13 protein-coding genes are annotated in these 12419 nt (G+C 57.6%); 4 read left to right on the top strand and 9 right to left on the bottom strand.

All coding sequences use genetic code 11. The annotated features are described in order from the left end of the window. Window positions 1–85: 85 nt before the first annotated feature. Complete coding sequence (locus H8B15_RS10890) at window positions 86–748, bottom strand: Rossmann-fold NAD(P)-binding domain-containing protein (RefSeq protein WP_187319718.1); 663 nt, start codon at window positions 746–748, stop codon at window positions 86–88. Between the two features lie 585 nt (window positions 749–1333). Here H8B15_RS10890 and H8B15_RS10885 point away from each other — a divergent pair. Next, window positions 1334–1510 (top strand): hypothetical protein, encoded by a 177-nt coding sequence (locus H8B15_RS10885; RefSeq protein ID WP_187319717.1) that lies wholly within the window; start codon window positions 1334–1336, stop codon window positions 1508–1510. 3 nt (window positions 1511–1513) lie between these two features. Continuing rightward, complete coding sequence (locus H8B15_RS10880; RefSeq protein WP_187319716.1) at window positions 1514–1861, top strand: protein kinase family protein; 348 nt, start codon at window positions 1514–1516, stop codon at window positions 1859–1861. Between the two features lie 12 nt (window positions 1862–1873). Here H8B15_RS10880 and H8B15_RS10875 read toward each other — a convergent pair whose 3' ends face one another. After that, window positions 1874–2323 carry an SMI1/KNR4 family protein gene (locus H8B15_RS10875; RefSeq protein WP_187319715.1) on the bottom strand — a complete coding sequence of 150 codons (450 nt, stop codon included), beginning with the start codon at window positions 2321–2323 and terminating at the stop codon, window positions 1874–1876. Between the two features lie 11 nt (window positions 2324–2334). After that, a complete protein-coding gene (gene ispG / locus H8B15_RS10870; RefSeq protein ID WP_187319714.1) occupies window positions 2335–4383 on the bottom strand; it encodes a (E)-4-hydroxy-3-methylbut-2-enyl-diphosphate synthase in 2049 nt (682 codons plus the stop codon). A gap of 379 nt (window positions 4384–4762) precedes the next feature. Here ispG and H8B15_RS10865 point away from each other — a divergent pair, with 379 nt between their 5' ends. Further along, the gene (locus H8B15_RS10865; RefSeq protein ID WP_187319713.1) at window positions 4763–5248 is read left to right on the top strand and encodes a TlpA family protein disulfide reductase; all 486 of its coding nucleotides are present in this window, start codon (window positions 4763–4765) and stop codon (window positions 5246–5248) included. 149 nt (window positions 5249–5397) lie between these two features. Here H8B15_RS10865 and H8B15_RS10860 read toward each other — a convergent pair whose 3' ends face one another. From H8B15_RS10860 to H8B15_RS10850, 3 genes are all read right to left on the bottom strand, one after another. Next, window positions 5398–6054: an NAD-dependent epimerase/dehydratase family protein gene (locus H8B15_RS10860; protein ID WP_187319712.1), complete on the bottom strand. Its 657-nt coding sequence runs from the start codon at window positions 6052–6054 to the stop codon at window positions 5398–5400. Window positions 6055–6200: 146 nt separating this feature from the next. Continuing rightward, window positions 6201–6452, bottom strand: coding sequence for a hypothetical protein (locus tag H8B15_RS10855; protein ID WP_187319711.1), 252 nt, complete (start codon window positions 6450–6452; stop codon window positions 6201–6203). Between the two features lie 63 nt (window positions 6453–6515). After that, window positions 6516–6743, bottom strand: coding sequence for a hypothetical protein (locus H8B15_RS10850; RefSeq protein ID WP_187319710.1), 228 nt, complete (start codon window positions 6741–6743; stop codon window positions 6516–6518). Between the two features lie 117 nt (window positions 6744–6860). Between H8B15_RS10850 and H8B15_RS10845 the strand changes: the two genes are divergently transcribed. After that, window positions 6861–8042: a lactonase family protein gene (locus tag H8B15_RS10845; protein WP_187319709.1), complete on the top strand. Its 1182-nt coding sequence runs from the start codon at window positions 6861–6863 to the stop codon at window positions 8040–8042. A gap of 159 nt (window positions 8043–8201) precedes the next feature. On the opposite strand, the gene H8B15_RS10840 is transcribed toward H8B15_RS10845, so the two are convergent. From H8B15_RS10840 to H8B15_RS10830, 3 genes are all read right to left on the bottom strand, one after another. Further along, the gene (locus H8B15_RS10840) at window positions 8202–10346 is read right to left on the bottom strand and encodes a glycoside hydrolase family 97 protein (protein ID WP_187319708.1); all 2145 of its coding nucleotides are present in this window, start codon (window positions 10344–10346) and stop codon (window positions 8202–8204) included. A 37-nt stretch (window positions 10347–10383) separates the two neighbouring features. Beyond that, window positions 10384–11358, bottom strand: coding sequence for an NAD(P)H-quinone oxidoreductase (locus tag H8B15_RS10835; protein ID WP_187319707.1), 975 nt, complete (start codon window positions 11356–11358; stop codon window positions 10384–10386). Between the two features lie 128 nt (window positions 11359–11486). Then, window positions 11487–12383: a PAS domain-containing protein gene (locus H8B15_RS10830; RefSeq protein ID WP_187319706.1), complete on the bottom strand. Its 897-nt coding sequence runs from the start codon at window positions 12381–12383 to the stop codon at window positions 11487–11489. Between the last annotated feature and the right edge of the window lie 36 nt (window positions 12384–12419).

Below are 12419 nucleotides of genomic sequence, written 5' to 3'. Positions count from 1 at the left end.
TTCTTGCAGTCTTCCTTGGTGGTAGCGTAGGGTTTCACAGCGCCGATAATTAAACCCGGCGCGCTGCTACGAGCAACGCAGCAGCCTACTCCCGCGCCAGCTTCACGATATCCGATACCTCCAGCACGTGTTTCGCAGAGCCGTGCTGGGCCACGTGCATCATGGCCTGTGCTACCTCCCGCAGCGTGGAGACGAACCGGGGAAACAGCCGCCGCAGCACCGGGTAGAGCCACCCGATGAACCGGTAGTAGCCTTTCAAGCGCTGCTGCCCCGGCGTGGCGCGCATAAACCCAGGCCGAAACATATAGGCATCCTGGAAGCCTAGGTGGAGCAGGTCGTTTTCGGTTTTGCCCTTCACGCGGGCCCACATCAGCCGGCCTTTTTCCGTACTGTCGGTACCAGCGCCGGAGACGTAGCAGAACGTCATATCAGGGTTGCGGGGCAGCAGCGTCTGGGCGAAGTGCAGGGTAAGGTCGTAGGTGAGGCGGCGGTACTGCGGCTCCTTCAGCCCCACCGACGACACACCCAAGCAGAAAAAGCAGGCGTTGTAGCCCGCCAGCTGTTCCTGAATGGGCATGAGGTCCAGGAAGTTCTCGTGCACAATCTCCCGCAGCTTGGGGTGCTGCACGCCGCTGGCCCGGCGGCTCACGGATAGCACTTGCTCCACCTCCGGGTGATTCAGGCACTCAATCAGGACGCCCTCGCCTACCATGCCGGTAGCGCCCGTTAGGATGACGCGTAGTTTCATGGCTGGGTAGACGGTTGAGGGGTGCGGATGTTTTAACAAACCATTATTCAACAGTTTGGATAGTGAGCTTCTTGCAATTTATCCTCAATATCCCTAAATGATCGATACTTAATAGCAAGTGTAAATTTCCCGTTACTGATTTAGGAAAGTCGCAGTACCTAAATTCATCCACCCGATAACTAAGTTCTGTCCTTTTTGACTTATGCAGAATAAGGGCTATCTGCTGCTGAAACTGCTCAATATCCTTTGTGTTACTAATTCCTGAAATAATCAATTGCCTTTGAATTAACCCTGGTTCAATTACTAAATTCTCCCAAACACTAATTACTAGACGACTACGGCTAGAATCGAAATTAAAATATTCTACGACATTGTCATGCAAGCAGCTAATAGAAGACAGGCTCATAGGATTTGGGTTAAAACTTAGAGCAGAAATACAACATGCTGTGTCTCGTCGTTGAACGACTATAGCAAATCGGATTAAACAACATTCGCAACGACGAGACACGAAATATTGCGTCTCTACTGCGTACAACACGAAAGCCTTTACGCTTCACGTACTTTTAGCCTGTTTATCGCCTTTCTATGGAACCCAAACACTACCCCCGCCAACTCTCCCGTGGCGCCAATAACGCCGTTATTGCCCTTTCCGAAACAGAGGTAGGCAAGCTGTTCGGCGGCGATACACGCTCTGATATCGGCTCCGAAGCGAAGAAAATGCGCTTTGCCAACGAGGTAAACAGCCTCGTCGTACGGTTCTAACGCTTGGAATACAACCCTACCCTAGATACCGATATGCTGGTAATGGAGCGCATCTACCCGCTCGACTTTCGCGCCTACGAGGTAGAAATGCGCGAACTGTGGCTAGACGTATTTACCGACGAGCTGCACGCCCTGCACGCCGCCGGCTTCGTCCACCGCGACTTGCAGCGCCCCTCCAACCTGCCAGGCGAGCGGTTTGACAATATCCTACTCACCACTCATGGCCAGCGGCTGATTGACGTAGGTATTTCGGTGTTGCAGCGGCAAGTAGGAGAATCGTTTTTCAGCGCCTACGTGCAGCGGGAGCGGGAGGAATTGGAATTGTTTGGGCAGTTTTTTCTGGAGCGGTGACTATATAAGCCATTATTTATCTAAAACTCGCTTTTTCAGGAAATCAAGAAAGTCATTCGCGTATTTTTTTTCTGTCAACATGTTGAACACTGGATATTCCATTTGCTCATTAATTGTCGATAGGTCGAAATAAAAGCCTAAGTCAATATCACTATGAAGGAATATTAACCGGTCTGGCCGGGAATAGCCGTGATTCTTTTCGATTTCATTTTGCACAACAATGTCTCCTCCGGACATAGTGTCGGAATCCATTTCATAAATGCTAAAAACTTCGTCCCCATAAATATAACCACTCCCATAGTTCTTTAGCCACCACACATAAGAAGGGGGAAATTTTATTTGCAAACGATTTTGCGCCTTCTCAATCCATTCGTCTGAGGTGCCAGTACCATAGATATCAAACTCAAAGACGTCAGGATTTTGCTCAATTAGCGCTATTATTTCCTGATAGTTTCGTTCCATCTTGTGTTCGATTACACCCCTACCGGCTCCTCCACCAGCACCGGCTCAATCCAGCGTCCATCCTCGCGCATGAGTTCAATCAGCTCATCCACGGCCCGATCTTCCGGCACTGATTTCTTGATAACTTCCTGGCCGCGGTAGAGGGCGATTTTGCCTTTGCCTACCCCCACGTAGCCGTAGTCAGCGTCGGCCATTTCGCCGGGGCCGTTCACGATGCAGCCCATGATGCCGATTTTTACGCCCTTGAGGTGGTCGGTGCGCTTGCGGATCATGGCGGTGGTTTCCTGCAGGTCGAACAGGGTGCGGCCGCAGCTGGGGCAGCTGATGTACTCGGTTTTGCTCATGCGGGTGCGGGCCGCTTGCAAGATACCGAAGCTGAGTTGGTTGAGTTGATCGAGCGTGGTGAGCCACTCGGCTTTTGGGCGCTCGGGCAGCAGCTCGGTGCTAAGCAACACCCCGTCGCCGAGGCCGTCGAGGAGCAGGCCGCCTACGTCGGTAGCGGCGTAGAGCTGGGTTTGCTCGGGCGTGAGCTCTGGGAACTGGCGCTGGATGATGACCGGGTTGTTCACCTCCTTGTTCAGCAGCTCAAAGAACGCCCGCCGGATTTCCGGCATGGCGTGGGCGTTGTCGGTGCGCAGGATGAGCGCGGCGGTTTCGTCCTGGCGCAGCTGGTTCAGTAGGTCGGGCGTGAGGGCAGCCAGCTCGCAGCGCACGAAGTTCAGGGCCGAGTGCTTGAACTCCGCGGCGGCGTACTCCTGGGGCGTGAGCAGCGGGTAGTGCTCGTGTCGGCGGCCCGCATCCAACCAGGCCGTATAGTCTACGATTTCCTTGAGGCCGTTGGGCAGCATAAACGGCACCGGGCGCTGGCCGGAATAGAGGTAGTCAGCGCCCAGGTCGCTCATCTGAAACTTGTCCAAGAAGGCCGAATACAGGTGCCCAGCGGCGCGCAAGTCGGCGTATTCCACCGAGGGTAGCCGCGAGAAGTCCACCACTACGCGGGGCACGTTCTGGCTACCTAAATTCCCTACTTCACGCGTTTGGCGACGGTGGTACTGAAAAGGATTTATTGGTGAGCTGTTAGCTGGTAGCTGTTGGCTATTAGCTTCGGCCGACGAAAAGCTATCAGCTATCAGTTCAGAGCTAACAGCTATGATAGGCCGGGCCTCTTCGGCGCGGTGCGTGTAGCGGTCAATCAGGGCTTTGGCAACGGGAGCTTCGGCTTCGGGGGCTTCGGTGAGCGACACGCGCACGGTGTCGCCGAGGCCGTCTTCCAGCAGCGTACCGATGCCCACGGCACTTTTGATGCGGCCGTCTTCGGCCTCGCCCGCTTCCGTCACGCCCAGGTGCAGGGGGTAGGGCTGGAGGCCTTCCTCGTCGAGCTTCTGCACCAGTAGGCGGTAGGCCTGCACCATCACCTGCGTGTTGCTGGCCTTCATGCTCAGCACCACGTCGTAGTAATTCTCCTCCTCGCAGAGCCGCAAAAACTCTAGCGCCGACTCTACCATGCCCAGCGGTGTATCGCCATAACGACTTAGGATTCTGTCGGACAACGAGCCGTGGTTGGTACCGATGCGCATGGCGGTGCCGTACTGCTTGCAGATCTGCACCAGCGGCCGGAACCGCTCCCGGATGCGCTCTACCTCGGCCTGGTAGCTGGCGTCGGTGTACTCAATGATGTCGAATTTCTTCTTGTCGGCGTAGTTGCCGGGGTTCACGCGCACTTTCTCCACGATGCGGGCGGCCAGCTCAGCGGCATTGGGCGTGAAGTGGATGTCGGCAATGAGGGGCACGTTGCAGCCGCGCTTGCGTAGCTCCTTCTTAATTTCCAGCAGGTTCTGGGCTTCCTTCACGCTGGGCGCCGTGATGCGGACGTACTCGCAGCCGGCTTCCACCATGCGCAGGGTTTGCTCCACCGAGCCCAGCGTGTCCATGGTATCCACGGTGGTCATGCTCTGCACCCGGATGGGGTTGAGGCCGCCCACCGGCACGTCGCCAATCTTGACTTCGCGGCTAAGGCGGCGCTTATACTCGGTAAGGCTGGGAGAATACGTCTTGTTCATAAGAGGAAAACCGGCGCAGAAGGTCGAAAGTTGCGTAGGGGCGCCTTACAGGCGCCCATCGTTGCGGGCGTTGTTGGTCAAATTTACGACTGTTCGCGCATTACCGATGGCTAACGATACACAATACGCCCACGTTCGTTCAACAACGGGCGCCTGCAAGGCGCCCCTACGGAACCAGGACCTACTCACACGTCGCCTGCCGGTCCGACGCCGTAGGCGTCCGACCGGTATCGTTGCTGATGTTCGCGCCGTCTGCCACGTCAGCAGGCCGTTCGTTCAACTGCCGCACGCGACAACCGGTCGGACGCCTACGGCGTCGGACCGGCAGACGGCGCGCACGTACTGGGAACAAAAGCCGCGTCTTTTCATTTAGCATCTCATGAAACTCCCGCAACTCTTTCTCAGCAGTCTGCTGCTCCTGCCCGCAACATTCGCGGCGGCTCAAACGGTACAGCCCGTCAAATACGCCGACCTGGCCAAACGCCTCGCCCAGCCCAGCGACACCACCTACGTAGTGAACTTCTGGGCCACGTGGTGCGCCCCCTGCATCAAAGAGCTACCCAACTTCGAACAGCTGAACGCCACCTACGCCAACAAAAAGGTGAAGGTGCTGCTAGTGAGCATGGACACGCCTACCCTGCTCGACAAGAAGGTAGTGCCCTTCGTGCAGAAGCGCGGATTGAAATCGGAAGTGCTGTTGATGAACGAGCCAGACCCGAACGACTGGCTAACCAAGCTGGACAAAAAGTGGTCAGGCGCTATTCCGTATACGCTGATTGTCAACAACAAAAAGAACCAGCGCGCTACGTTTGAAAAGGAACTGACCCAAGCCGAGCTGACGGCTGCCGTGCAGAAGGCGCTTTGAGTTAAAAACCGTTTGTCATCCTGAACGCAGCGGAGCGGAGTGAAGGACCTTCTCACGCGAAAACGATAATCGTAAAAACGACTCGTTCTGCGAACATAAGGTCCTTCACTCCGCTCCGTTGCGTTCAGGATGACAATATTTGTGGACTCCTACTCCCCTATCTCCTCAAACACCTGCCCCAGCGTGCTGATGCGAATGCCGGGCGTGGTGTCGTGGGCGGCGGCGCGCATGGCTTGTGCTACTACCCGGCCGTGGTAGGGTCGGTACTGGTGCAAGCCTGGCAACTGACTGAGCAGCAACGACAGGACTACCCCTACCTTTTCGCCCAGCCGCGTTTCTTCACGCGGCCCGGCCAACACACCCGGCTGCAAAATCCGGATGCGCTGAAACGGTAGCTTTTCCACGTCGCGCTCCAACTCGCCCTTCATGCGGGAGTAAAACACGAAGGCATCGGGGTCGGCGCCGGCGGAGGAAACGAGCACGTAGGCGGGCACGCCATTGCGAGCCGCGGCCGCCGCGGCTTCGTATTGGTAAGTGTAATCCACTTTATACTGCGCCTCCTGGCTACCGGCCTGCTTGAGGGTAGTACCCAAGGACGAGAACAGCACGTCGCCGCGCAACTGGTCGTGCCACTCGGCGGGGCGGTCGAAATCGACGATGTGCTCTTCCAGCTTAGCAGGATTGGAGTAGCCCGTGGGCCGGCGTGTGAAGACGTGAATCTTGTCGTACTGGTCGTCGGAGAGCAGCTGGCGCAGCAGGTAGTCGCCCACCAGGCCGGTAGCGCCAATTACTAAGGCAGTTTTCATACGGGGTGCTATTGCGTGACGTAAGGATTGCCTTAGCGTACGCTGATAGCTGCCGAACTGTTCTTACGGCCTAGCCAAGCGCACGAAAAAAGGCTTCCGCGTGCGCAGAAGCCTTTTTTCAACTCAGTAAGGAAGTTGCAACGCGCCTAGCGCATTTCAGCGGCTTCGCCTTTGCCTTTAATAGTGCCTTTTTTGGCGTTGGCTTTCACCTTGCCATCCTCGGTTTTCATCTTGGCCTTTTTATCGTTGGCCTTCACTTTGGCGTCGGCGTCTTTATCCTTTGCCTTCATTTTGTCTTCTTTGACCTTTACCTTATCACCCTGCATGGGGGCAGTTTGGGCAACGGCAGCGCCGAACGACAGGGAAAACAGGCTAGCGGCAAACAGCAGCTTTTTCATGGGGAGAGAGTTAGGTTGAATACGACAGCAACGTAGCAGATGCTTCCTGAAGAACAGATGAGCTTAGCGCATTTGCTGCGGCATCGTCTTCATCATGTCGCCCTTCACGCGGGCTTTGTCTTTCTTCCGGTTGATTTTCGCCTTGCCGTCGTCGGTTTTAATCTTGGCGTGCTTCTTATTCATTTTCACTTTGGTGGTATCGCTTTGCATGGGCGCGGTCTGAGCCAGCGCCAACTCACCGGCGCCCAATAGCAACGCACACACGGCGGTAAAAAACAGGGACTTTTTCATGGGTATCAGCTTTGCAGATGAAACGGCCCGAGACCCCTCTGGCCGGCAAACTCGACTTGTACGGCGGTAGCTGACGCGATGTTGTTACCTTAGACTTTCGTTTAGCGCCTCTCCCGCATGAGTCTTCCTCCCTTCTCGGCCTCGCGCCGCCATTTCCTACGTACTGCCGGCCTGGGCCTGGTGGGCCTACCCTTGCTTTCCTGCGCTGCCTCACTACCTGGCGCTGCTGCCGATGAGCAGCTGTTGTATGTGGGCACCAACGCTGGTGCTGAGGCTGAGAGCCTTTTTTTGTATCGCCTCAATGCCATTACTGGCGCCCTCACGCGGGTGCGCGGCTACCGGGCCGGTGCCAACCCTACCTACCTCACGCTGGATAAGAAGCGCCGCTACCTCTACGCCGTGAACGAAACCACCGAGTACGAGGGCCAAGCCAGCGGGGGCGTCAGCGCCTTTGCCCTACCCCGCCGCCCCACCGAGGGCGACCTGACGCTGCTCAGCCGCCAACCCTCGCGGGGCGGGTCGCCCTGCTACATCAGCCTCGACGCGCCCGAGAAGCTGGTGCTAGTGGCCAATTACGTGGGCGGCAACGTGGCCGCGCTACCCGTACTGCCCAACGGCGGCGTAGGACCGGCTACCCTCTTCGACCAGCACCAGGGCAAGGGGCCGCACCCCAACCAGACCACGCCCCACGCCCATTGCTTCCTACCCGACCCGGCCGGCCGCTTTGCCTTTTCCGTTGACCTGGGCACGGATACCGTGTATGGATATGCACTGGCCGATGCCCGCCAGGGGCAGCTACGGCCCACAGTGGCGTTCCGCACCAAGCCGGGTACCGGCCCGCGCCACCTGATCTTCACACCCGACGGCCGCCGCGCCTACCTCATCAGCGAGCTAAACTCCACCATGACGGTACTGGCCTACGATGCCGCCCAGGGCACCTTCCAGGAAATCGAGGTAGTGTCCACGCTACCGGCCGATTTCACCGGCGAGAGTTACTGCGCCGACGTGCACCTCTCGCCCGACGGCCGGTTTTTGTACGGCTCCAACCGCGGCCACAACAGCATCGTGGTCTTTGCCGTGGACCAGAGCACGGGCCGCCTCAAGCCGATACAATACGAGCCCGTGCTCGGCAACTGGCCCCGCCAGTTCACCCTCACCCCCGATGGGCGCATGCTGCTGGTAGCCAACCAGCGCAGCAACAACATCGTCTCCTTCCGCATCGATAAATCCACGGGCCGCCTCACCCCCACCGGGCAATCGGCGGAGGTGCCTACCCCTATGTGCTTGGTGATGCGGTAGGACTGAGGGACTGGGGAATACAAGGAAAAGGTGTCATCCTGAGCAGAGCGAAGGACCTTATCACGTTAGCACGACAATCGTAACAACGACTTGTTCTAGCGTGATAAGGTCCTTCGCTGCGCTCAGGATGACACCTTTTTTTTCTTTGCAGTCCTACTCCTACTTCCCAGCCATCACGCTAATAGCATAACCGCCGCCGGGGGCACAGTACTGCTTCAGCTTGGTTTTGCTGGTAACAGTCATTTTGCGGATTTGGTAGGCCTGCGGGTTCTTCTCGTAGTGCGCGTTCTTGGCGTCGGCGTAAATAGTGGCGGTGTATTTTTTGCCGGGGTCTAGGAAGGCGAAATTGATGCTGGACGTGCGGCCGTTTTCATCGCACGAGCTGCCCACAAACCAGTTGTTGGTGCCCTTGGCCTTGCGGGCGATGGTCACGTAGTCGCCGGGTTCGGCTTCCAGTACCTTCGTGTCGTCCCAATCCACGGCCACGTCTTCAATAAACTGGAAGGCGTCGAGGAACTTGTTATAGGTTTCAGGCAGGTCGGCGGCCATTTGCAGGGGCGAATACATGGTCACGTACAAGGCCAGTTGCCGGACCAATGTGCTGTGCACGAAGGAGTTGTTCTGTGGATTGTAGGCACTCACCTTGGTCTGGAAGATGCCCGGCGTGTAGTCCATCGGGCCACCAATAAGGCGGGTGAAAGGCAGAATGGTAGTATGGTCGGCGTTGTTGCCGCCAAAAGCCTCGTACTCGGTGCCGCGGGCCGCTTCATTGCCGATGAGGTTGGGGTAGGTGCGCGACAGGCCAGTCGGGCGCACGGCCTCGTGGCCGTTTACCATAATGTGGTGTTCGGCGGCCTTTTCCAGCACGTAGTTGTAGTGATTCACCGTCCACTGGCCGTAGTGGTACTCGCCGCGGGGCAGGATGTCGCCCACGTAGCCGGTTTTCACGGCGTCGTAGCCATATTTGTTCATGAACTGGAAGGCCGAGTCGAGGTGGCGCTCGTAGTTGCGCACCGAGCCGCTTGTCTCGTGGTGCATGATGATCTTCACGTTCTTGCTCTTGGCGTAGCGGTGCAGCTCCTCCACGTCAAAGTCGGGGTAAGGCGTCACGAAGTCGAACACGTAATCCTTGCTCTTGCCAAACCAGTCTTCCCAGCCCGTGTTCCAGCCTTCTACCAGCACGGCGTCGAGGTGGTGCTGGGCGGCAAAGTCGATGTACTCCTTCACGTGGGCGGTGTTGGCGGCGTGAGTACCGTTGGGCTTCACCTTGCTATAGTCGATGGAATCGAGCTTGATGTTGTCCATGTTGGTGTAGGCCCAGGTGCTCTTGCCCGTAATCATCTCCCACCACACGCCCACATACTTGGTGGGCTTGATCCAGGACGTGTCCTTGAACCGGGTAGGCTCGTTGAGGTTCAGCACCAGTTTGGATTCCAGAATATCACCGGCCTTATCGCTCACTAGCACCGTGCGCCAGGGCGAGAGGCAGGGCGTTTGCAGGTAGCCCTTGTTGCCCTGCGCGTCGGGCGTGAGGTGCGAAGTCAGCACCATGTTCTTGTCGTCCAGCTCCAGCGACATGCACGAATAGTCGACCAGCGCGGCCTCGTGCAGGTTGATGTACAAACCATCCTGGCTCTTGAGCATGAGCGGCGTTTGCACGCCCGTAGGCGAAAATGGAGTTTGGGAAGCGTTGGGCGTGGTAGCCGCTTTCATCAGCCCGCGCACCTCCGACAGCTTCGAGGTAACGGTGCTGTACTCCTGCGTATCGTAGTCGCCGGGCAGCCAGAAGGCCTTGTGGTCGCCGGCCAGGGCAAACTGCGTCTTTTCCTCCTTCACCACAAAATAGCCCAGGTTGGGCTGGCGCGGAAACTCGTACCGAAAGCCTAGGCCATCATCAAACACCCGGAAGCGCACCAGCACGGTGCGCTGGGTAGCGGCCTGGGTGAGCGTCACGGCCAGCTCGTTGTAATGGTTGCGGATGGTTTTCACCTCACCCCACACCGGCTGCCAGCTCTGGTCGATGGTAGCGGTTTTTGTATCGGTCACGGCAAAGCCCTCGGTGAGGGAGGGCGCATCTTTCAGCTCCAACCCTAGTGTGCTCGGCTTGATGACAGCACGTCCTTTGTAGGTGAGGCGATAGGTAGGCACGCCCCCATTTTGCAGGGAGAAATCGAGGGTGAGCTGGCCGTTGGGCGATTTTACGGTTTCGGCCAGGGCAGCGGGACCCAGCAGAAAGAGCGCGAGCCAGACAATAGCCTGCCCTACCCGGCGAGCCGGGTGTAGTGCGTGTGTAACTTGTTGCATGTGGGAATTTATTGGATTTAGCCCGGCAAGTTACCACTCAATCTACTGTCAACACAATTTTGCCGATATGCTCGCTGGATTCCATTAGCTCGTGCGCCTGTTGCGCCTGAGCCAACGGGAAAGTCCGGTAAATAACTGGCCGAAACTGCTCCGTCGTTAGCAGGGGCCACACGTAGCGCTCTACGGCGGCGGCCAAGTGGGCTTTGAACTCCGCCGAGCGGGGCCGCAACGTACTTCCCGTGATAGTAAGGCGGCGTTGCATCACCTCCAACGCGTTGAACTCGCCGCGTGCGCCCTGCATGGCGTTGATGAACACCAGCCGCCCATCGGGCCGGAGCAAACGCAGGTTTTTAGCCGTGTAGTCGCCGCCAATCATATCCAGCACCACATCTACCCCACCCGCCTCGCGTAGCACCTGCTCAAAATCCTCCTCTTTATAATTGATAGACCACTCTGCGCCTAATGCCCGCACGGCATCGCACTTATCAGTGCTACCTGCCGTGGCGGCTACCTTACTTCCCAGCGCGTGAGCCAGTTGCACCGCCGTGATGCCAATGCCGCTGCTACCCCCGTGCACCAGTAGGGTTTCACCGGGTTGCAGCGCGCCGCGCTCAAACACGTTGTGCCACACCGTAAACACGGTTTCGGGTAAGGAAGCGGCTTCGGCGGGTCTCCAACCGGTAGGCAGGGGTAGGCAGTGGTTGGCATCCACAGCGGCATACTCGGCATAGCCTCCGGCCGGCAGCAGGGCACATACGGCGTCGCCGGGCTGCCAGCGGGTTGCGTCGGCGCCGCACTCCGTTATGATACCTGCTATTTCCAGGCCCGGCACCATGCCTGCCACCTCGCCGGCCCCGGCGTATTTGCCCTGGCGCATTAATACATCGGGGCGGTTCACGCCGGCGGCCTGCACCCGCACCAGCACCTGATGCGCGGCGGGGGTAGGCGTGGGCGCGTTTTGAAGTTGTAGTTTTTCGGGGCCGCCCGCGGCGGTAATCACAATGGCTTGCATAGTACGAGAGGGTAGGAAAGACAAATTGTTTCGTCCCTTGTACCGCAGCTACGAACGCAACGTTGGTATAAAGCAAAAAAACGGCCTACTAAGCCGTTTTTCACTGTTTGTATCTTTCGCTAGAGCTCTTACGCCTCGCCTAGGCGCTGGCGTAGCTCCTGCACCTGATGTTCCAGCTCCAAGGTGCGGAAGGTGATTTTAGCTTCCAGATCGGAGTAGGAGCGCTCCAGCTGCTCCTGCAACTGCTTCTGGTCGGTTATATCGGTATTAGTGCCAAACCAGCGCAGCACTTTGCCGTTCTCATCGCGCAACGGCACCGCCCGCGACAAAAACCAGCGGTACTCGCCATCCTTGCTCCGAATGGGGTAGGTGTCTTGCCAGGGCTCTTCTGTTTCAAAAGCACGATTCAGGCGCTCGGTAATGCCCTCTACGTAGTTGGGGTGCATCGCTGCCTGCCAGCCCCAACCTTGCATTTGCTCCAGGGTAGTGCCGGTATACTCATACCACCGCTCGTTGTACCAGAAAATGTAGCCGCTGGGCTCCACCATCCAGGCCATCTGCGGAATGGCATTGGCCAGTGTCGTTAGCTCCTGTTCGCGCTGGCGCAGCTGCTCCTCTTTTTCTTTCTGTTCCTGAATATCGGTGCAGGTGCCAAACCAGCGCACAATAGTGCCACTGGCATCGCGCTGCGGCAAGGCCTGCCCCAGAAACCAGCGGTAGTCGCCTTGCTTCGATAAAAACCGGTACTCAATCTCGTAGAAATCACCCGTTTGCAACGAGTGGCTCCACCGGTCGCGGGCGCGCTGCCGGTCGTCGGGGTGCAGCAGGTTGTTCCACATTTCGGTACCCTTGCTGGCCTCCACATCGTAGCCCGTAAAATCAATCCAGTGCTGATTGAAGTAGATATGATACCCCTGCGGATCGGTAATCCAGACCAACTGCGGAATTACCTCGGCCAGAAAAAGAAACTGGGCGTTTTCCTGATCAGCCGAGTGCGAAATGGCGGCGTGGGCAGCATCATCCATACGAAAACAGGTATTGAAGAGAAGAAACAGGTTACT

Origin of the sequence: Hymenobacter citatus (assembly GCF_014333615.1) — a bacterium.
GTDB lineage: Bacteria > Bacteroidota > Bacteroidia > Cytophagales > Hymenobacteraceae > Hymenobacter > Hymenobacter citatus.
The sequence above is the reverse complement of the archived record's forward strand: the minus strand, read 5'-3'. Positions and strand labels throughout refer to the sequence as shown.